Source organism: Paenibacillus sp. cl141a (assembly GCF_900109305.1).
GTDB classification, from domain to species: Bacteria; Bacillota; Bacilli; order Paenibacillales; family Paenibacillaceae; genus Paenibacillus_AQ; species Paenibacillus_AQ lautus_A.
In genome coordinates this window covers 403,433-422,689 of the sequence record NZ_FNZO01000005.1, presented here as the reverse complement: position 1 = coordinate 422,689, position 19,257 = coordinate 403,433, and the positions used below count along the sequence as shown (strand labels likewise).

The following is a 19,257-nucleotide window of genomic DNA, read 5'->3' as shown; positions in this document are numbered from 1 at the left end:
TAACTAACAAACCCGAAACTCTGGCGTAAGGCGCCAGGGAATCGGGTTTGTTTTTTTTGCTGCATATCGCCTGAATGCGCTGCTGCTTCCTACGCCACGTCCGCGGCAAGATCCGATAACAATCCGTTCTCGGGCGCCAAGCCCAAGAGGTCGTATACCGATATGGGGAACATCGGAAAGCCGACATAGTATGGCGTGATGGCATACAGCGGATAGAAGATGACCAGCGACTTATCGGCCAGATAGAAGTCTTGATTCGGCGAAACGGTAACCGGAACGTTCTCCAGCACGGGAATGCCGCGTTCCTTGATCTGACGGTTCACTTCGGCGGCCAAGACGGCTTGATAGCCGGAGCCCGGGCGGAACAGATCGGATAAGGCATAGGATTGTCCGGTGGCCGTGGAGAAGGTCAGTCCTTGGGTCACCGTATAGCCGTGCGCCATATGCTCCGAGTAGGTGTAGTTGGTCAGCACGAGGCTAAGAATGCCGCGCTCGTTCGTTTTAATCTCAAAGGTGCCCGTCGTTTGCGGGTTGGTGCCGGTCTGAACCTGCTGCTGTTCACGCTGCATATCCTGAATTTGAACAATAATGGCCCGGTTGATGGCTTCTTCCGCTCCAGGATTCACGAGGCCGTATACCTGAGGATAATGAATCACGAGACCGGGTGCCGTATGCGTGTGAGTATGGATGCTCACCAGCGGTACATATTGCGCCATGCGTACCATCGCTCCAATCTAACATCAGATACGATAGCCTATTCGGAAGCTGGCACGGAGGTTACGAAGCCGGAGGGCCGGAAGTTCGGACTTCCGAGGCTGGCGGGCTTAGAGGTCGGCAGCCCGGTTAACCCGGCAGAACGGCTTCGGTTAGACAGAGTCCTCCACTGCGACAGAACGCTCCAATGCGACGCGGCGTTCCAAGTGCGCGTGCGTGATTGCTTGAGATCGGACAGCCTTCACTCTTTGTCCGCAACGCCAGACGTAAGCAGTCTTCTTACAAAGACCGCGAATATGACCAAGGATACGACAACAGACACTGCCGTAACCGTAAACAGATAGGCATAGCCGATACGCTCGGAGACCAGGCCCAACACGATGGCGCCAAGTCCGATGCCGAGATCGAATGCCGTCATGAACGAGGCGTTGGCTGCGCCTCTCCGGTTCTCGGGCGCAATGCGCAGGGTGGCTGCTTGAAGGGCGGGCTGGGCCGAACCGAAACCGATGCCGTACAGAATGGCGGCGGTAATCAGTCCGGGCAATCCGCTCGATTGGCTTAAGACGATCAGGGCACCGGCCGTAACGACAAGGGACGGAATGATGACGGCCGCTTCGCCGAAACGGTCCGACAGCTTCCCGGCAAAGGGCCTGATCAAGGTAAGAGCGACGGCGTACACCAGGAAAAAGGTTCCCGGATTGACCCGGATGGACTCGGCAAACAGCGGGAGAAAGGTCGTAATTCCCCCATAGGCAACGGCCAGGAAAAAGATGGCGGCGGTGACAGGCAGAACGGATTTCTCGACCAGCTGAATTCGCCCTGCCGAAGGTTTGGCTTGATAAGGGGCTTTGGTCATGTAGGCAAGTATGAAGGCAATCAGGGAGAGCCCGGTAGCGACCAGAAACAACGTCCGAAACGAATACCCGCTCACGATATAAGTACCCAGCATCGGGCCGATGGCCATTGCCACCGTCATCGCCATACCGTACCAGCCCATGCCTTCCCCGCGGCGGGAGATCGGGATTAAATCCGTGATGACCGTCCCGATGGAGGTTGTTGAGAAAGCCCAGCTCGCGCCGTGCAGGATCCGCAGCGCAAGCAGAAGCAGAATGCTGCCGACCCAATCGTAGAGATACATCGAAAGAACAAAGAAGATTAGACCCCAAACGTAAAAAGCTCTTCTGCCGTACCGATCCACCAATCCCCCGACCATCGGGCGAAAGACCACCGCCGTCAGCGTAAACGCGCCGGCCGCCAAGCCCACCTGGGTCTCGGAGCCGCCCAGATGCTTGATATACAGCGGAAGCGTGGGCAGCAGCAGATAGAAGCCCGTAAACAGAAACAGCATTCCGACCGTCATCTGAATAAACGGCTTCGTCCATAAACGTTCCATCCAGTAATCCCCTCCTTGATATGTAATGCAAAAACGCACGCTAGTCCTCTTCGGACTTAACAGCCGCTATTTCTTTCTTGATCCACTCGATATTCGTTTTTCCCATCTGCTTTCGGTGATCCAGCACCCTCAGCAATTGTAGCCGCTGTTTCTCAGGTTCGGGTTTATAGAACGCGATCTCGGCTTCAAATTCCGTCACATGCTTCAGGTTGGTCTCCAGATAAATCAAATACTGCTGCAGGCAGTCGAGTCGAACCCTTTTCGGAACATACCGGAAATAGACCATTTTGAAATGGAACGTCTGCTCCGTATCCATGTTGTATTCCAGTGGTTTCTCCATGAGCTCGAGAAACTTCCGACGACCGGAATCGGTAATCCCGTAGATTTTTCGGGGCCGTTTGCCTCCGCCGGACCCGTCCAGACGGAGATGAATCCACTCGTGATCCACCATCCGGGAGAGCAGGGGATACAGCGTTCCGGAACTGATCTGGCGGTAAGGCCCGCCTGCATTTTTTAGGATCTCTTGAAGCATGTAACCATGTTTGTCCCCGGTCATTAATTCGCCCAGCACAAAGATTTCATACATACAGCCTACCTCCAATAATATGTCGATACGATATAAATATATATCGTACCGACATAAAAAAGCAATACGTGGAAGTGAATTTCCGCGATTCAATTTCAAGCTGCGGTCCACACGCCTGCCCCTTATTCATTCAGACATGCGGCAGGTGAAGATAAGCAGAGAGCGGTTTGAAATGTTTTTTCGATACACAAAAAAGGTAAGGGAGCATTTGCGGGTTAAAACGGAGTTTTATGATGAAACGCACTATACGAAATACCAGCCTGCCGAGGAGCAGCCGGTGAAGCCCATCCTAAGAGGAACAGCTTGTGGAATGCGAAGAGGGAGGGGAAGCCGGACGTAACAGGGGGTGTTCGGCAGACAACGTCATACACCTACAGGGAATAGCTGCATTCGTTCGATATTTCGAGCAATACCCGGCCCCTTGTTCCGGTTTGCTATTTTCGTTACAGCCCGCCTGCGTTTTTTCCTTGGCTTTCATCAGACTGTCCGTTGACCTTGTTGACATATTCCTGATGCTGAAATCCCCAGGTGCACATATCGGTGAGTACGCTGTCCAGGCTCTTCCCGTGCTTCGAGACGGAATACTCCACCTTGGGCGGGATCTCCTGATATACCTTGCGTACGACCAGCCCATCCTGCTCCAGTTCACGGAGCTGATTCGTCAGCATGCCTTGGGTCACGCCCGGAAGCAGACGCCGAAGCTCCCCGAACCGTTTGGTTCCGTCCTGCAGCAGAATGAACAGAATCAGCGGTTTCCACTTGCCTCCGATTAATTGCAGGGTGGTCAGGATGCCGTCGGTGTTAGGCCGTTGATCGTTTGATTTCATATTCTCATCTCCCGCTTGGAAGTGTTATCGATTTTGTTTCTTGGATGATAGTAATGTAGCACAGGATCCGTTTTAAACCCAGTACTATTCTTATTCGTACTTAGTACGTTTTATCGTACTATGCAGGGGATGATTAGGTACGCTAGAGCGGACTAAGTACAGAAAAAGAGCGTACTTTTCAACGAAACCGATCCGAAACATAATGGGGGTGTCAAACAAACCAAATGAGACAGGAGAGACCTGAGTATGAAAACCATGGTGATTGTGGCTCATCCGAATTTAACAACTCGCGTGCGAATCGAATGCTGATGGAGCACGACGGGCTGTATGCGAATGGAAATGTAGATGTCCGGGATCTTTACAAGGAGTACCCGGATTGGACTATCGATATCGAGCGGGAGCAGCAGCTCCTTCTTGAGTATGATCGGGTGGTGTTCCAATTCCCGTTTTACTGGTACAGCTGCCCGCCTCTGCTGAAGAAATGGATGGATGACGTGCTGACCTTCGGTTGGGCGTTCGGGCCGGAAGGCAACAATCTGAAGGGCAAGGAATTCATGCTGGCCACGACGGCGGCAGGATTGGAGCAAGGGTATCAGGCAGGCGGGGACAATTGGTACACCGCGAGTGAGCTGCTGCGGCCGATTCAAGCCACGTTGAAGCGGTGCAAAGTTCATTATCTGCCTGCCTTCGTGACCTACAACGTAGAACGGGTAAGCGATGAAACACTTCGGGCGGAGGCCGGAAGGTATGCGCGGCAGGTTCTAGCACCTGCCGTCGTGGAAAGTCGATATTAAGGCATGCTTGACCATAAACCATAGCACATTGGCTCTTGCCAATTAAAACCATAAGGGGCATGATGGAGTCATACTTTAGTACGTGAGCATGCCCTGAAGCTGTGCCCTATGCTCTTTTACGGGAGCCCGCTGCTTTTGGCTTGAGGAGCTTCCCAGCACGCACGTACCCATTCGAAGGAGGTTCCTTCATGATCATTGACGAAGCCATTCACTTGGAGCCCTATGACAAGCAGTGGGCGGATCAGTATAACGACGAACATCGGCTCTTGATCGGGGAGATCGGTCCTTATACGGTGCGATCGAACATTTCGGAAGCACGTCCGTACCGGGGATGACTGCCAAACCCATCGTCGATATACTGGTGGGCGTGGAGAACGCCCGGCATACGGATGAAATCCTTCTCAAACTGGCCGCTATGGGTTACGAGAACTTGGGCGAATCCGGGATCACCGGCCGCATTTACCTCCGCAAAAGAGGAAAGCTCGCCTATAACGTTCATATCGTGTCGTACCGTGGCGACATCTGGAACCATAACATCATGATCCGGGATTACCTCCGGGCTCATGCCGTGGAAGCCGAGCGATACAGCGAGATCAAACAAAGGATCGTTTCGCAAGGAGCCCGGACCCTGCTTCGATACTCCGATGAGAAGAATGCGTTCATAGAGCAGCTTCTTGCCAGATCGAAGGAGTGGAAGTACGGGAGAACAAGCTAATTAAACTCCTGCCTGTCTCATCCTCCATTCATGGCCTTGCACTGCTTTCGGTACGCCGAAGGGGTGAGGCCATGAAATTTTTTGAACGTCTTGCTGAAATGGACATAGTCCGAGAAGCCGACGCGGTAGGCTGCTTCCTGAGCGGAAAGCTCAGACTCCGCAAGCAATTCCCTCGCTTTTTCCATGCGAACCTGCACCAGGTATTTGACGAAGTTCATATTGGTTTCGCTTTTGAAGGTACGGCTTAAATACGTCACCGACATCCCCACCGTATCGGCCACCTCCTGCAAGGACAAATCCTCCATCGCATAGTTTTCTTCAATGTATCGTTTGGCTTTTTGGATATTATGGTGGGATCCCAGATTTCTGGAGCCTTTAATCACTGCCAGCATTTCCTTGACCTTATCCTCTGTTTGGCGGCGGCAGGCAAGAGGATCATCCTGCGCCCATTGCTCCTCGCCGGAGTCCATGTTCAGCATCAACCCGCGTTCTTCAAGCGCAGACAGCAGTTCCGATATCAGCATATGGGCGTACCGTGACAGGCTGACCTCTTTCGGTCCCATCGTCTCAAAAAGGGCCATGATCTCACGGGTTTGTTCCAAGGCCTCCCGCTCCTCGGCAGACCACAGCAGCTCGGCGAGCCTGGCTTTATGGCGCTGCTGCGCAAGCGTCCATTTCGTCTGGCGGGAGAATTGCGCTTTCCTCTCATCCAGCTCCCTGCAGGCACGTTCCAGCGTTGCATGGAACTGGGCCGGGTCGATGGGCTTCAGCAGGAAATCCGATACGCCATAACGCATGGCCTGACGCGCGAATTCGAAGTTGTCATGGCCCGACAGGATAATGAAATGCATCTGTGCATGGGATTCCCGGACACGGCGGATAAATTCCAGCCCATCCATTTCAGGCATGCAAATATCGGTCACAATGATGTCCGGCCGGTTGTTCTCCAGCATTTCCAAGGCTTCAACCCCGTCTTCGGCTTCACCGGCAATCTCGATCCGAAGACCCGACCTCTCGACAAGCTTTCGCAAACTCAAATGAATGGCGTATTCGTCATCAATCATCATGATCCGGTACATGAAACCCCTCCTCGCTAGTCCTATATGGCAGTCTGATTTCAAATATCGTGCCTTCCGAGGGCACGGATTCCACAAGGTACAGCCCATACTCGTCCCCGAAGGTAAGCTGTAGCCTTTGATGGACGTTCAAGAGGCCGATGCCGCTGGTGGTTTCGTCCCCGTCGTTTCGCAGGAGGCCGCCTTCCGGCTTCTTGCCGGAATTCAGAATTCGCCTGACCTGCCGCAGCGTTTGCGCCGTCATGCCCACCCCTTTGTCCCGGATCACGATCGCATAATAACCCGCCTCCGCACGTGAGCTTATCCCGAGGTAGGAAGGCTTCTTGCCCCGGTATCCGTGGATGAACACATTCTCCACGATCGGCTGCAGCGTCAGCCTGACGGCGTTCACGCGATCCAGATCCCGTTCGTTCATGTCCATATCGATCCGGAGCTTGCGGAACCGGGCGCTTTGAAGGTCCAGATAATACTGGACATGCGTCATTTCCTCCCGGAGCGGCACAACGGATCCGGCATGGCCGATATTGTAGCGGAACATATGGGCCAGCGCCCGCGTCATGCGACTGATTTCCATATGATCGTCCGCGATGGCATATGAATTAATAATCTCCAGCGAATTGTACAAAAAATGCGGGTTGATATGGGACTGCATGGAGCGGAGCTCGGATTCCTTCTGCTTGATCATGAGCTCCCGTTCTTTGAGCTGGGAATCCTGGACCTCCCGGATCAACCGCTTCAGCTCTCCCGTCATGCTGTAGAAGCTCTGAAACACGGCCGTCATTTCATTGTTGCGGAACCGGTTCATATGGGTGGGAAGAACGAAATCGCCCCGTTCGACGCGGGCCATCAACTTCTGCAGCATGGAGAGCGGCCTTGTCAAGGACAAGGAAAAACCGCCAACAAGCGCTAATGCTATGATCAAGAGCATCGACGCGGCCGCAAGCGAGTAGTTCCGCTGGGTGATTAAATCGCCGATGAGATTGTTCAGCGGCAGATCGGCGACAACCGTCCAGCCGGTGATCTGCGAGCGTTCATGGAGGACCATCTTCTCGGTGCCCGATACCGCGTCTTGATGCCGGAAGAAGGAGGAGTCCCGGTTCTGAATACGTGATAACAGCCCGGGCTCGACTTCGGCCCCGATCTGTTTCGGATTCGGATGGTAGATCATATGCCCGTCGCTGCCCATAATCCAGACGTCAAATCCTCCCAGTGAATCGTTGGAGCAGATGGCGCCAATCTGCTTCAGATTGAGGTCGACAATCAATAAGCCCTTATAGAGAAAGGATGAATTGTCATAGAGCTTCCGGGCAACGGTGAGGGAGGGCGTGTTTCCTACCCGGCTGAGGCCGATGATCTGAAAATCGTTGTATTGGTCCAGCTGCTCTTGAAAGGAGCGGTTGCGTTTGCGGATTTCGCTCATATCGAGCAGTCCCGGCGCGCTTTCGTAATCGGTAATTTGCCGCTTGTTCTCGGCGACGAGCGAGATCCCGATGATATCCGATCTCCCGTAGATCATCTGAGCGAACAAGTCGTCCTCCACTTTTTTGGCAAGCTGAAAATAGGCATAGGGAGTGAGCTCCGTGGTCGAGAGAAATTGCTGGATCTGCGGGTTATGGATAAAGGGATAGGTGGAATTCTCCAGATTGGATATGTAAGAATCCAGCGAGACGTTGGTTTGCTCGATGATACGCTTGTTGGCGCCTGCGGCAAACTGTTCAATCGCTTCGGTAGACGACTGGTACCAGAAGCTGCCGAGCAGAAAGAAGGGGAGGCCAATGAATAGGATGATCAGCACGAACAATCGTTGGTTAATGGTCAGATTACCGGTGGAAACGCCTTGGATGTTCATCGCTCTTCCGCCTTCCTGGCTTTGAAGTAGGGAATGTAAGGAACATTGTAGCAAAAAAACACAAGTTGTAAATAAAAAACCATGATGCCGCGGCAAGAAATCACAAGTGGGATAAGAAAGTACATGGGCGCTGACGGTCGTTATCAACTACAATCTCATTAATCCATTTCAATATTCATAGGGGGCGAGGATTTGTGAAAAAGAGAAAAGGGTTCTACAGCTGGGTAACGGCCTTATTGCTGATATCCATCATTGTAAGCGGATGCGGGAATGCCAGTGATGGTAAGACCGGCACCGCATCTCCCGGCACCGGAGGCGGCGAGGAAGATAAGAAGGTAGAAATTCTGCTCGGATATTATTCGAGCGACAGCTCCGATGCAAAGATGAAGGAGCTGATCGAGCAGTTCGAGGAAAAGCATCCGAACATTACGGTGAAGACGCAGAGCGCGCCTTACGGGCAGTTCTATCAGAAGCTGGATACGCAGATCGCGGCCGGCCAGGCGCCGGACGTATGGCTGTCCGACGGCGTCTACGTCATGAAATATGCCCAGCGCGGTGCCGCCAAGGATCTGACCGATTGGATTGCCAAGGATCTGAAAGCCGACGAGTACTACGGTCTCGATTTCAACAAGGACGCGGACGGACGCTATTGGGGCGTGCCGCAGGGCATTCAGGTCGGCGTGCTGTTTTACAACAAGGATTTGTTCGATAAAGCAGGCGTAGCGTATCCTACGGACGAATGGACCTGGGAAGACCTGAAAGCGTCGGCAGCCAAGCTGACGGTGGACGCCGGCGGAAAAACGGCCGAGGACAGCGGATTTGACGCAGCCAGCGTGAATCAGTTCGGGCTTACCTTCTTCAGCATTACCGAGGGCTGGTTCTCCGTGATGAAATCCTACGGCGGCGGTGCCCTGGACGAGAAGGCGGAGAACTCGATCATCAATTCTCCGGAGAACAAGCAGGCGTTCGAATGGATGGTCGACGGCATGCAGCGCGGCATTATTACCGATCCGGTCGATCTGAAGAGCTTCCAGAGCAATACCGCCGTGTTCCCAAGCGGATCGGCCGCCATGCGGATCGGCATTTATGCCCGGGTGCAGGCAGCGAATGAAGCCGGCCTGAATTACGACGTGACGCTGCTGCCGAAGGGACCTGACGGCAAGCGGGTGTCCCCGGTCATCGCCAACTCGTGGGTGATTAACCAGAAGTCGAGCGACGAGAAGGCGCAAGCTGCCTGGGAGTGGATTAAATACTGGGCTACGGAAGACGATGTGCAGAAGCAGTGGACGGAGCTTGGCGAAGCCGTGCCCGTGAAAAAATCCGTAGCGGAATCCGAAGTGTTCCTCAAGGCGGGAGAGCAGCCGGCTAACCGCCAGGCCTTCCTGGACAGTCTGGAGTTCGCCCAAACGCTCGACAACAACGCGGTATGGGAAGAATGGGTGGGCAAATTCAACGAACATGCGGAGCGAGCCTTCCTGGGCGATGCAACCGTCGATCAGGCGTTAAGCGAAGCGGACGCAGCCGTTCAGGCGGTCCTCGATGATTTTTATAAAAAATAAATCAAGGGTGGAAGAAAGGCGGGAGTGAAATGGACAATACGCTAAATGACAATGCAGCACTCAAAGCCGATCCGATGCCGAATGGAAAGCCCGCCCGAAAACGGAAATGGGATCATGAGGGGAGATGGGGGCTGCTCATGGCCTCCCCTTATCTTCTCCACTTTATCATTTTTGTGGCGGGTCCCCTCGCCGCATCCCTGTACTTCAGCTTTTCCGATTACGATATGCTGAATCCGCCCGAGTGGAGCGGACTGGATAATTTCCGGCGCATGGCCGAGGATTCGATGTTCTGGCGTTCCCTGTGGAACACCCTGTATTTTGCGGTTCTGTTCGTACCGCTCCAGACCTTTCTCGCGCTCGTGCTGGCCGTCGCGTTAAACCAGCGCTTGAAAGGGCTGAAATGGTTTCGGATGGCTCACTTCATCCCGGTGATTTCCTCATGGACCGTCATCTTGTACGTCGCCGACGCCGTGTTTAATCCTCGCTTCGGCCTGGCGAATACGCTGCTTGCCAAGCTGGGGCTGGCGGGGCAAGGCTGGCTGCAGGACCCGAAGCTGGCCATCCCGCTGCTCGTCTTCATTGCGGTCTGGAAAGGGATCGGTTATATCATGGTCATCTATCTGGCGGGACTTCAGAGCGTTCCCGGGGATTTGTATGAAGCCGCGGAGATCGACGGCGCAGGAGCTCTGCGCAAATTCCGCTACATTACGGTTCCGTTAATCTCGCCGACCACATTCCTGGTGGTCATCATGAGCACGATCTCTACCTTCCAGGCATTCGAACAGATCTACGTGCTGACCGGCAGGGGCGACATCAGCTCGGCGGGAGGCCCAAACAACTCCAGCCTGGTCATGATGCTGTATTTATACCGTGAAGGGTTCACGTTTATGAGGATGGGGTATGCTTCCGCCATTGCCTGGGTGCTGTTCATGATCCTGTTCCTGCTGACGCTGATACAGCTAAGGGCTCAGAAGAAGTGGGTGCACTATGACTGATCAAGCGGTCAGGATGGAACTGCAAATGCGGGACTGCATCGGGGAAGGGAGGAGCCTCCAATGAGAAGAAGGCTGCTGGGAAAGAGTATCGGATACGTGCTGATCGGGATCAGCTCGCTCATCATGATCGTGCCGTTTCTGTCGGCGCTCATGAATTCATTGAAAACCTACAAGGAATATACAACGGTTCCGCCTCGCTGGATTCCCGAGGTATTCCAATGGTCCAATTACGCCAAGGTGTTCCAGCTTGGGAATATAGGCGGCTACACGCTAAACAGCATCTTCGTAGCCGTATTGTCCGTCGTCGGTGCCCTGATCTCCTGCTCGATGGTCGGGTATGCGTTCGCAAGACTGCGCTTCCCGCTGAAAAGTGCGCTGTTCGTGATGGTGCTGGGGACGATGATGATCCCGGCGGTGGTGATCATCATTCCGCACTTCATCATTTTTAACAAACTGAACATGCTGGATACGCTGACGCCGCTGTGGATTATCGAATGGCTGGCTCAACCGTTTGGCATTTTCCTCATGAGGCAGGCTTTCATGAATATACCTAAGGAGTACGAGGAGGCGGCCAAGATGGAGGGCTGCAATCCGTTCCAGATTTATCTGCGGATCTTCATTCCGATGGCCAGGCCCACGCTGGCGACGCTGGCGATCTTTACGTTCATGGGCAAGTGGAACGAGATTTTGACGCCTGTCATTTATTTGACATCGAACGAGAAATACACGCTGCCTATCGGCATACTCTCCTTGTCGGGACAGTGGACCGGCAATGAACAGCTCATGATTGCGGCGGCCTTGGTCAGTCTCGTTCCGATCCTGCTGGTATTCCTTTTTGCCGAGAAATATTTTGTGCAGAACCATAATATGGCCGGGATTAAATAACGGCGTATTCAGCGCTTGAGAAGGCGAAAATGCAGACGAAAGGATGAAAGACGAGATGAAAATAGCGGCATTCAGCGGATCACTCATCGATTACAGCATCCATGAAGCGATGTCGATTGCGGCCGAACTCGGTTTTGACGGCATCGAAATCGCCTGCCGCGAACCGCATTTGAGCCCGGAGGCATCGCTTCCCCGGGTTCGCGAAATGAAGGCACTTGCGGATGGGCACGGTATGGAGATTCCGGCATTGGCAGGTTACATGGGGCATTTCTCGACAAGCGGGGATGCCGAATGTGCCGGGGCCTATGATCAGTTCATGGGCCTGCTTGAACGCGCGGTGATGTTGGAGGCGGGCATGATCCGGATCTTTCAGGGAGGGCCGAATGCCTTCCAGGCGGAGGATTATCATTATGCCAAGGCGGCTTTCTGGATTCGGAAATGCGCGGAGGAAGCCCGTGCCGCCGGCAAACGGATCGTCCTGGAGATTCACAACCAGAGCCTGGTGGAGACGACGGACAGCGCACTGCGGCTCTTGGATTTGATCGGCGATGATCAGGTTGGCCTGATTCATGATGCTGGAAATATGTACATCACGGACACGAAATTTGGGGAAGAGTCGGTCCGGCAGCTTGGAAGCCGTTTGTTCCATGTGCACATCAAGGATGAACGGCGGATCGGGCAAGGCGGCGAACCGGGAACGTTCAAGAATTTGACCCGTCACGGGGAGGAGTTCTTCCTGCAATGCCGCCTTGGCGAAGGAGAAGTGGATCACGGCGGGCTGCTCAAGGGATTACGGGAACAGCGGTATGCGGGTTGGCTTACGCTGGAATGCGCAGCTCCCTATCCGCCGAAGGAACGGCTCGCCTATGATCTGCTCGTCATTAAGGAGTGGCTGCAGGCTGTGGAGGTGTCGACCGGATGACGGGGAACGCACGGAAATTTGGAATCATCGGGTGCCAGCATGCCCACATCGGCATGTTTATCGAGGAGATGCTGGCTCTGGGCTACGAATGTGCAGGAGTGTACGAACCGGACAATCAGACGTTAGCCCGCACCCTCGCCGACCGGTACGACCTGGAGCTGACGGGGGATCGGGAGTCGATGCTGGCAGACGAAGGCGTAGGAATCATCGGCTGCGCGGCCATCAACGATGAGAAGATGGATGTCATTGAGCTGTGCGAGCTGCACGGCAAGCCTGTCATGATCGATAAGCCTGCCGTAACGGATCGGGCCGGACTCATCCGGCTGCGCGGCTTGTTGGATCGAGGAAGAATCGAGGTAGGCATGATGCTGACCGAACGTTTCCGTCCTTCTCTCCACACCGTCCATCGGATGATTCGAGCGGGTGAATTGGGGGACATCATCCATATCTCGATGCGTAAGCCGCATCGGCTGAATCCGGAAACACGTCCGGCCTGGCATTTTGACAGAGGGCAGTCCGGCGGCATCATCAACGATCTCTTCGTGCATGATTTCGACCTGTTAAGGTGGCTGACGGGCCGGGAAGTGGAGACGACATCCGGTTATCTGGCGAAGCATATTCTGCCTGAATACCCGACCTTCTACGATGCGGCCGGCGTTCAGGTATTCATGGCTGGAGGGATCACGGCACAGCTATACGCAGACTGGCACACGCCCGCCGGCAGCTGGACTTGGGGAGACGGCCGGATCTTCATTACGGGGACGCGCGGCATTGCCGAAATTCGGCTGGAAGGCGATCCCTTGCTGTCCAGCGATGAGGTAGCGCTTGTGATCACCGATCAAGAGCTGCGTTCTTTGCCTTTAACGGCTCCGGCGATCTCCCTTTCACAGGATTTTCTGAATCGGGTGGCGGGAGAAGCGGGCCTGATCACGCATGACGATATTTACAAAGCCTCGGAGGCTACGGTGATGGCCGATGAGGGAGCACGGATCCTGATTAGGGAATAGGAGAAAGCACGGGCTTCGATGCAAACAGAACGGGAATGAGGGGGCGGAGGGAATATGACGAAGGAAAAGCTGCCGGTTCGATTCGGGATCATCGGCTGCGGAATTATTGCGGATATCCATGCCAAGGGCATCATGAACACGGAGGAAGCCGTGCTGGCCGCCGTGTTCGATACGAAACGGGAATCGGCGGCCAAGCTGACTGAAACGTATGGAGGAGATGTCTGCGACACATTGGAGGAGCTGTTGGCGCGCGAGGATGTGGAAGTGGTCTGCATTTGCACCCCAAGCGGCATGCATGCAGAGCAAACGGCGATGGTTGCCAGGGCGGGCAAGCATGTGCTGGTGGAAAAGCCGATGGCGATCAAGCTTGACGATATCGAGCGCATGATCGAGGTTTGTGCGGAGAGCGGGGTACTACTCGCTACCGTCTTTCCGAGGCGCATGTCCCCGCAAGCCGGGTATGCCCGCCAGGTCATTCAAGAAGGACGCCTCGGGAAGCTCAGTTTATGCTCGGCGTATGTCATGCTCTACCGCGATCAAGCCTATTATGACAGTGCGGGCTGGCGCGGGACCTGGGCGATGGACGGCGGCGGGGCGATGATGAATCAGGGAATACATACGGTGGATATGCTCCAATGGCTCGTTGGGCCCGTAGCATCCTTGTCGGCGAAGGCCAAAGCCGTGCTGCGAAATATCGAAGTCGAAGATACCGTTATCGCAGCCCTTGAATTTGCGAACGGCGCGCTCGGGGTCATGGAGATCACGACGACGGCCTGCGACGGCAAAGGCCAGCGGCTGGTCATTCATGGAGAGAAGGGCGTGCTTGTCATGGAAGAAGATACGATCGTATCCCTTGAAATCGATGGTGAACAAGTTCAGCTGCCTGAATTCGATGCGTTCAAAGTTATACCTGACGGTCACCGCCTGCAAATTCAAGATATGGCGCTTGCCGTTCGCGAAGGCCGCGAGCCTATCATTACCGGGGAGGACGGCCGGCATTCCCTGGAGATCATTCTCGGTACCTACGAGGCTTCCAGGCAGCGCAAGGAAATTCAATTGTTGACCGGAACGCCGGCGTTGTAAGGGATGGAGGTGACTTTATGAGGACTGAGCGAAACATCAAGCCTGTTCTTGAACACGTTCAAGATCAACTGAAGGTCCGCGTTTATGACCAGCGCGAAGCGATGGGGAAAGCGGCGGCCGCCGATATCCTCGAGACCATGCAGCGCCTGTTGGCCGAGAAAGAGCGCATTCGCATCGTCTTTGCGGCCGCCCCGTCCCAGAATGAGTGCCTGGCTGCGCTGGTTCAAGCGGAAGGACTGGACTGGAGCCGGGTAACCGCATTTCATATGGATGAATACATCGGCCTAACCCCGTCGGCCCCGCAGCGGTTTGGGAACTTTTTATCCCGGCGGCTGTTTGATCAGGTATCTCCGGGAGAGGTGCATCTGATCGACGGTTTGAATGATCCTGAAGCAGAGTGCGATAGATACAGCCGACTGGTCGCCGCCGCACCGATCGATATGGTGGTCCTGGGCATTGGCGAGAACGGGCATATCGCCTTCAACGATCCGCCTGTTGCCGATTTTGCCGACCCTTTATGGGTGAAGCGGGTCGAGCTGGACGAGGCTTGCCGCCTTCAGCAGGTGAATGACGGCTGTTTTGCGAGCTTGGAGGAGGTTCCGGCATACGCGCTTACGCTCACCGTTCCGGCGTTAATGTCGGGTGCCCATCTGTTCTGCGTTGTGCCGGGCGCAAGCAAGCGGGCTGCGGTGCAGCGGACGCTGCAAGGCGAGATAAGCGAGGCTTGTCCTGCCAGCATCCTTCGGCGGCATCCGGATTGCACGCTGTACGTCGACCTGGAGTCGTACGGGGAAATTCGGAATGGATAGCCGCGATCGGGTTCGGGCAGGCCGCCATTATGCAACGGGCGAGCCAATGGAGCTGGCATGGAATCCGGACGGCCGGATCGAGCGAGTCCTTCCACGCGGCGCGGACGAGGAGATATGGGTTGCTCCCGGATTGATCGACCTTCAGATTAACGGCGGTTACGGATATGACTTCAATTCGCTGCCGCTTACTACGGATACGGTCATCCAGGCAACCCGGCGGTTATGGGAGAAGGGTCTAACCCTGTTCTACCCCACCGTCATTACCAACGGAGACGAAGAAATCGAACAGCTGCTGCGGGTTATCGACGCGGCTTGCCTGGAGGATGAAGCTGTCGGTTCAAGCATAGGCGGGATTCATTTGGAAGGCCCCTTTCTTTCTCCGGAAGAGGGGCCAAGGGGAGCCCATGATTCCCGGTATATCAAGGCACCGGACTGGGCATTGTTTACGAGATGGCAGGCGGCATCGGGGAACCGGATTCGGATCGTCACCCTATCGCCAGAGTGGCCGGAAGCAGCGGGTTTTATCCGGGCGTGCGTCGAATCGGGAATCATCGTATCGATCGGGCACACCGCCGCTACACCCGAGCAAATTCGGGAAGCCGTGGAAGCAGGAGCGACGATGTCCACCCATCTGGGCAATGGCGCGCATCTGACGCTGCCGCGGCATCCGAATTATTTATGGGAGCAGCTTGCGCAAGATCAGCTGTGGGCAGGCATGATCGCGGACGGGTACCATCTGCCGGATTCGGTCATCAAGGTGATGCTCCGCGCCAAGCAATCCAAAGCGGTGCTGGTCAGCGATGCCGTCTACTTAAGCGGAATGCCGCCAGGCGAATACGAGACCCATATCGGCGGTCATGTCGCCTTGACTCCTGAAGGCCGACTGCATCTCGCCCGCAAGCCGGAACTGCTGGCCGGCTCGGCCATGATGCTTGCCGATGCGGTTTGGCGGCTGGCTCGGTCGGGACTGTGCACGTTTTCTGAAGCATGGGACATGGCTTCGGTGCTGCCCGCCCAGGCCATGGGACAAGGGGAACGCTATAGGCTGAAGAGAGGAGCCCAGGCCGACTTCGTGCTTCTGGAGAAGCGCGAGGAGGGCCTTCGCATCGTGGAGACCGTCAAGGGAGGGCGTTCGGTTTACCGGGCTGATCGATAGATGTTGAAATCATAAACAGGATGTTATGAATGTGAACGATGATCACAAGTTTGAGGCCAAGACAACAAATATCCCTTCTTGAATTCAGAAGGGATATTCGCATTCCTATTTATAGTGAGGCATCTGAAATTTAAATGCAGGGTTTTATTTCTTTTTGATAATAGTCAATTTCGATGACGGTATCGCCTTTTGGCGCGTAAGAAGCTTCAAACTGATCGACAAACGGGTATACGGTTACCCATTCCGGATGATGGTTGTGATTTCCACCCATTAAAATAATGACGCCGCTTGCGATGCATACGTAATTTCCGATAATCAATTTATCGATATAGCTACATTCTTAAACCTGATCAAACGACGAACCATCGTCCGCAAGATTCCGATAAAATAATCCATTCTCTTTGCCAAAAGAACGTTCAATTCCTCTAACCATACTTCGCCATCATCTCCGCGAGCATCCCCTTGATGCGAACCAGCAACTCCTGCGGCGCCTTCACGGTGGCTTCATTCCCTAATCCGATAAAAAATTTAGCAAAATATAATATTTCGCTGGCGGGGATATCTTGGTCAATCCGACCGCTTCCATCCGGCTGCCGATCTATGCGGGGAACCGGGCATAACTCGGATTCGCAGCGCTGAACGCCTTCCCGGCTCAAATCCACGACCATCCGGACATAGACCGATTTCTCCGTCCCGTATTCCCTCCAGTTCCCCAGATGGATGTGCCGGTGGTCCCGCGGCTCGATGCCGGTTGCATCCTCAGCCACGGACTGCATGCGGTCGCAGCGGAACAAGCGGAAATCATCGCGCAGAAAACAATAAGCGGGACAATACCAGAAGCCGTTGCTTGCATAGATGCCCACGGGCTGGATGCTTCGCGCGGCATAGCCGTCCCTGCTCTCGTATAACACCGTAACGACCCGCTGGTCGACGGCGGCATCCAGCAGAGCCCCGAGAGATTCAGCCTTCTGCTGTCTGGTATGCGTCAGAAAATCCACCCGGTTCTTCATCTGGTCAATCCGGTCGCGCACATCCCCGGGCATATAATAATAAAATTTCTGAAGTGCGGTAGAGGACTCGGCTTCAAAGGGAAGAAATAGATAGTGACGCAAGGCGTGGCTGGCAAAAAACATCGCGACGGCTTCTTCCTCGCTGAAGGCGATCGGCGGAAGAACCCGTTCCTTCAGCACCTGGTAGCCGCCGTGCGGTCCTACCTCGGAATAGAGGGGGACTCCCAGTTCGCTAAGCTCCTGCAGGTCCCGCAAAATCGTGCGAGACGATACGCCGAATTGATCGGCCAGTTCTCGTACGGTGAATTTTCGCATTCGGTTAACGGTCATCATCAGCTCGATGAGACGTTTGGATTTGGACATAGGATCAGCTCCGAATCATTGGATGACTATGACAATAGTTGTCACTATTATACGCTATACTTGCCGTAGAACCCAAAAGACCCCTTATACTAATAAATGGAGTGATGGAATGTGAGTCAATTGCATGAAATGAAGCAGCTGTTGTTCGAGGAGCTGGAGCTTATCGTTCGTACCAGTTCGAATCTGATCGGCAAAATTTCAGAAGCGCATTGGGATTACAGGCCTGCCCACAATATGAGATCGCTTCAGGAACTCGTGCATCATCTGGTTTCGGTGCCTGCGACGGACCTGTTGATTCTGCAAGAAAAGAGCGAGGCGGAGATCCGAGAACTGGAGGCAAGCATTGCCGCTGACGGGACGGACAAGGACAAGCTGATCTCTTGGATGACAAAGGGACTTGCCGATGTAAAATCCTACATGAATGGGCTGACAAATGAAGAATTTATGCAGAAGACAACGAGACCCTTCTATTTGGAGCATGGTTCAACCCAAGCCAAGTGGCTGATTGAAATCGTCACGCATGCCCAGCATCATCGGGCGCAAATGTTCAATTACCTGAAAGCCCAAGGCTATGAAGTAAATATGTTCGATCTATATTAAACGGTGGATACCCTCCAACCCGTCCAACTTTATCGTGGTACGACACAAAAAATGGACAACCATAGGGTCCCTACCTAGACCAAGCAGGAGGCACTGCCACATGGCGGTGTCTTTTTTCCTGTTGTTTACCAAAATTGAAAAATCGCTTGAAAGTGACGCTGCGTCATCCTGTACAATGACTTCAAAGTTGAAAAGGGGTGGAGGCAAAACAATGAAACGATATGCACCAGCTGCAATCCTATGGATCCTCGGCATGTTCTTGCTCAGTGCATGCGGTTCGAGGGGCGAAGAAGAGGAGCTCCAACGCGTAACGCTTGATGAGGTTGAAGTGCTGGAGATCGACCATGGCAGCACGACCTTGTTCGTGGAGACAGCGGATGTGGAAGCATTGGAGGTTTCGCTGCTCCGAAGCGGCAGTTCCGCAGGAGCCGTTGTCGATCAAACAGATAATCGGGTGAAGATTTCTTTAGATAACGATATCACTCGGATGTTGAATATCGGCCGGATACCGCAGCTTCGCGTAAAAATTCCTGCGGATTATGCAGGGAAGGTCGAAATTGACGGTTCTTCCGGCAAGGTAACGGGAACCGGCCTGCAAAATCACAGCCTTCAGGTGAAGGGGAAAAGCGGGAATATCTCCCTTGCGTTCACCCGTTTGAACAACGATGTGGATGTATCGGCTACAAGCGGAAACGTGAACATACAGCTCGATGAAGAGACGCCTGATGCGACATGGGTGCTGCAATCCGGGAGCGGACGGAGGTCCATTGCCGTTCCGCTCCAGGACAGGAACGAGAGCAACCGGAAGACGGAAGGGCGAACCGGTGACGGGGAGCACGAGGTGAAGCTCAAAACCTCCTCGGGGAACATCTCGATAAAATAATCATGCGGAACTGAGCGTAAGAAAAAAAGCA

Annotated in this window: 19 protein-coding genes and 2 pseudogenes; 13 read left to right on the top strand and 8 right to left on the bottom strand. The window is 54.3% G+C overall.

Annotated features, from left to right (window positions below; all coding sequences use genetic code 11):
- Positions 1 to 89: 89 nt before the first annotated feature.
- The 4 genes from BMX45_RS17190 to BMX45_RS17175 form a co-directional block, all read right to left on the bottom strand.
- A complete protein-coding gene (locus BMX45_RS17190; RefSeq protein ID WP_090910732.1) occupies positions 90 to 716 on the bottom strand; it encodes a DUF3298 and DUF4163 domain-containing protein in 627 nt (208 codons plus the stop codon).
- Positions 717 to 955: 239 nt separating this feature from the next.
- A complete protein-coding gene (locus tag BMX45_RS17185; protein ID WP_090910731.1) occupies positions 956 to 2,107 on the bottom strand; it encodes an MFS transporter in 1,152 nt (383 codons plus the stop codon).
- A 40-nt stretch (positions 2,108 to 2,147) separates the two neighbouring features.
- Positions 2,148 to 2,693 carry a PadR family transcriptional regulator gene (locus BMX45_RS17180; protein WP_090910730.1) on the bottom strand — a complete coding sequence of 182 codons (546 nt, stop codon included), beginning with the start codon at positions 2,691 to 2,693 and terminating at the stop codon, positions 2,148 to 2,150.
- A 443-nt stretch (positions 2,694 to 3,136) separates the two neighbouring features.
- Positions 3,137 to 3,520, bottom strand: coding sequence for a winged helix-turn-helix transcriptional regulator (locus BMX45_RS17175; protein ID WP_090910729.1), 384 nt, complete (start codon positions 3,518 to 3,520; stop codon positions 3,137 to 3,139).
- Between the two features lie 246 nt (positions 3,521 to 3,766).
- Between BMX45_RS17175 and BMX45_RS17170 the strand changes: the two are divergent.
- The 3 genes and pseudogenes from BMX45_RS17170 (at position 3,767) to BMX45_RS17165 (ending at position 5,029) form a co-directional block, all read left to right on the top strand.
- Positions 3,767 to 4,314: pseudogene (locus BMX45_RS17170) on the top strand (NAD(P)H-dependent oxidoreductase).
- A gap of 188 nt (positions 4,315 to 4,502) precedes the next feature.
- Positions 4,503 to 4,649: a hypothetical protein gene (locus tag BMX45_RS31830; protein WP_254778111.1), complete on the top strand. Its 147-nt coding sequence runs from the start codon at positions 4,503 to 4,505 to the stop codon at positions 4,647 to 4,649.
- Positions 4,646 to 5,029, top strand: coding sequence for a GrpB family protein (locus BMX45_RS17165; protein ID WP_254778110.1), 384 nt, complete (start codon positions 4,646 to 4,648; stop codon positions 5,027 to 5,029). Before BMX45_RS31830 ends, BMX45_RS17165 begins: the two co-directional genes overlap by 4 nt.
- Positions 5,030 to 5,046: 17 nt before the next feature.
- On the opposite strand, the gene BMX45_RS17160 is transcribed toward BMX45_RS17165, so the two are convergent.
- Positions 5,047 to 6,108, bottom strand: coding sequence for a response regulator transcription factor (locus tag BMX45_RS17160; protein ID WP_090910728.1), 1,062 nt, complete (start codon positions 6,106 to 6,108; stop codon positions 5,047 to 5,049).
- Complete coding sequence (locus BMX45_RS17155; RefSeq protein WP_090910727.1) at positions 6,086 to 7,954, bottom strand: sensor histidine kinase; 1,869 nt, start codon at positions 7,952 to 7,954, stop codon at positions 6,086 to 6,088. Before BMX45_RS17155 ends, BMX45_RS17160 begins: the two co-directional genes overlap by 23 nt.
- A 194-nt stretch (positions 7,955 to 8,148) precedes the next feature.
- On the opposite strand from BMX45_RS17155, the gene BMX45_RS17150 reads away from it, so the two are divergent.
- The 8 genes from BMX45_RS17150 to BMX45_RS17115 are packed head-to-tail and all read left to right on the top strand — an operon-like array spanning position 8,149 to position 16,370.
- Entirely contained in the window at positions 8,149 to 9,513 is a 1,365-nt protein-coding gene (locus BMX45_RS17150; RefSeq protein ID WP_090910726.1) for an ABC transporter substrate-binding protein, read from the top strand.
- A 29-nt stretch (positions 9,514 to 9,542) separates the two neighbouring features.
- Positions 9,543 to 10,508, top strand: coding sequence for a carbohydrate ABC transporter permease (locus tag BMX45_RS17145; RefSeq protein WP_090910725.1), 966 nt, complete (start codon positions 9,543 to 9,545; stop codon positions 10,506 to 10,508).
- 60 nt (positions 10,509 to 10,568) lie between these two features.
- Complete coding sequence (locus BMX45_RS17140) at positions 10,569 to 11,393, top strand: carbohydrate ABC transporter permease (protein WP_090910724.1); 825 nt, start codon at positions 10,569 to 10,571, stop codon at positions 11,391 to 11,393.
- Between the two features lie 55 nt (positions 11,394 to 11,448).
- Complete coding sequence (locus BMX45_RS17135) at positions 11,449 to 12,315, top strand: sugar phosphate isomerase/epimerase family protein (protein WP_090910723.1); 867 nt, start codon at positions 11,449 to 11,451, stop codon at positions 12,313 to 12,315.
- Positions 12,312 to 13,322 carry a Gfo/Idh/MocA family protein gene (locus BMX45_RS17130; RefSeq protein WP_090910722.1) on the top strand — a complete coding sequence of 337 codons (1,011 nt, stop codon included), beginning with the start codon at positions 12,312 to 12,314 and terminating at the stop codon, positions 13,320 to 13,322. The genes BMX45_RS17135 and BMX45_RS17130 overlap by 4 nt, the downstream gene beginning before the upstream one ends.
- 54 nt (positions 13,323 to 13,376) lie before the next feature.
- Complete coding sequence (locus tag BMX45_RS17125; RefSeq protein WP_090910721.1) at positions 13,377 to 14,405, top strand: Gfo/Idh/MocA family protein; 1,029 nt, start codon at positions 13,377 to 13,379, stop codon at positions 14,403 to 14,405.
- A 17-nt stretch (positions 14,406 to 14,422) separates the two neighbouring features.
- Positions 14,423 to 15,214, top strand: a complete 792-nt coding sequence (locus BMX45_RS17120; protein ID WP_090910720.1) for a glucosamine-6-phosphate deaminase — start codon at positions 14,423 to 14,425, stop codon at positions 15,212 to 15,214.
- Positions 15,207 to 16,370 (top strand): N-acetylglucosamine-6-phosphate deacetylase, encoded by a 1,164-nt coding sequence (locus BMX45_RS17115; RefSeq protein WP_090910719.1) that lies wholly within the window; start codon positions 15,207 to 15,209, stop codon positions 16,368 to 16,370. Before BMX45_RS17120 ends, BMX45_RS17115 begins: the two co-directional genes overlap by 8 nt.
- Before the next feature lie 169 nt (positions 16,371 to 16,539).
- Here BMX45_RS17115 and BMX45_RS17110 read toward each other — a convergent pair.
- Both BMX45_RS17110 and BMX45_RS17105 read right to left on the bottom strand, forming a co-directional pair.
- A pseudogene (locus BMX45_RS17110) lies at positions 16,540 to 16,701 on the bottom strand (type B chloramphenicol O-acetyltransferase); the annotation flags it as partial.
- Positions 16,702 to 16,795: 94 nt separating this feature from the next.
- On the bottom strand, positions 16,796 to 17,743 hold the full coding sequence (locus BMX45_RS17105) for a helix-turn-helix transcriptional regulator (protein ID WP_090910718.1): 948 nt from the start codon (positions 17,741 to 17,743) through the stop codon (positions 16,796 to 16,798).
- Between the two features lie 111 nt (positions 17,744 to 17,854).
- Between BMX45_RS17105 and BMX45_RS17100 the strand changes: the two genes are divergently transcribed.
- Together BMX45_RS17100 and BMX45_RS17095 are read left to right on the top strand one after the other, a co-directional pair.
- On the top strand, positions 17,855 to 18,343 hold the full coding sequence (locus tag BMX45_RS17100) for a DinB family protein (RefSeq protein ID WP_090910717.1): 489 nt from the start codon (positions 17,855 to 17,857) through the stop codon (positions 18,341 to 18,343).
- A gap of 211 nt (positions 18,344 to 18,554) precedes the next feature.
- Positions 18,555 to 19,226 carry a DUF4097 family beta strand repeat-containing protein gene (locus BMX45_RS17095; protein ID WP_090910792.1) on the top strand — a complete coding sequence of 224 codons (672 nt, stop codon included), beginning with the start codon at positions 18,555 to 18,557 and terminating at the stop codon, positions 19,224 to 19,226.
- Positions 19,227 to 19,257 lie beyond the last annotated feature (31 nt).

Excerpts from the sequence above, each read along its gene's own strand:
- BMX45_RS17190 (WP_090910732.1), bottom strand. The coding sequence starts at position 716 with ATGGCGCAATATGTACCGCTGGTGAGCATCCATACTCACACGCATACG.
- BMX45_RS17185 (WP_090910731.1), bottom strand. The coding sequence starts at position 2,107 with ATGGAACGTTTATGGACGAAGCCGTTTATTCAGATGACGGTCGGAATG.
- BMX45_RS17180 (WP_090910730.1), bottom strand. The coding sequence starts at position 2,693 with ATGTATGAAATCTTTGTGCTGGGCGAATTAATGACCGGGGACAAACAT.
- BMX45_RS17175 (WP_090910729.1), bottom strand. The coding sequence starts at position 3,520 with ATGAAATCAAACGATCAACGGCCTAACACCGACGGCATCCTGACCACC.
- BMX45_RS31830 (WP_254778111.1), top strand. The coding sequence starts at position 4,503 with ATGATCATTGACGAAGCCATTCACTTGGAGCCCTATGACAAGCAGTGG.
- BMX45_RS17165 (WP_254778110.1), top strand. The coding sequence starts at position 4,646 with ATGACTGCCAAACCCATCGTCGATATACTGGTGGGCGTGGAGAACGCC.
- BMX45_RS17160 (WP_090910728.1), bottom strand. The coding sequence starts at position 6,108 with ATGTACCGGATCATGATGATTGATGACGAATACGCCATTCATTTGAGT.
- BMX45_RS17155 (WP_090910727.1), bottom strand. The coding sequence starts at position 7,954 with ATGAACATCCAAGGCGTTTCCACCGGTAATCTGACCATTAACCAACGA.
- BMX45_RS17145 (WP_090910725.1), top strand. The coding sequence starts at position 9,543 with ATGGACAATACGCTAAATGACAATGCAGCACTCAAAGCCGATCCGATG.
- BMX45_RS17140 (WP_090910724.1), top strand. The coding sequence starts at position 10,569 with ATGAGAAGAAGGCTGCTGGGAAAGAGTATCGGATACGTGCTGATCGGG.
- BMX45_RS17135 (WP_090910723.1), top strand. The coding sequence starts at position 11,449 with ATGAAAATAGCGGCATTCAGCGGATCACTCATCGATTACAGCATCCAT.
- BMX45_RS17130 (WP_090910722.1), top strand. The coding sequence starts at position 12,312 with ATGACGGGGAACGCACGGAAATTTGGAATCATCGGGTGCCAGCATGCC.
- BMX45_RS17125 (WP_090910721.1), top strand. The coding sequence starts at position 13,377 with ATGACGAAGGAAAAGCTGCCGGTTCGATTCGGGATCATCGGCTGCGGA.
- BMX45_RS17120 (WP_090910720.1), top strand. The coding sequence starts at position 14,423 with ATGAGGACTGAGCGAAACATCAAGCCTGTTCTTGAACACGTTCAAGAT.
- BMX45_RS17115 (WP_090910719.1), top strand. The coding sequence starts at position 15,207 with ATGGATAGCCGCGATCGGGTTCGGGCAGGCCGCCATTATGCAACGGGC.
- BMX45_RS17105 (WP_090910718.1), bottom strand. The coding sequence starts at position 17,743 with ATGTCCAAATCCAAACGTCTCATCGAGCTGATGATGACCGTTAACCGA.
- BMX45_RS17095 (WP_090910792.1), top strand. The coding sequence starts at position 18,555 with ATGAAACGATATGCACCAGCTGCAATCCTATGGATCCTCGGCATGTTC.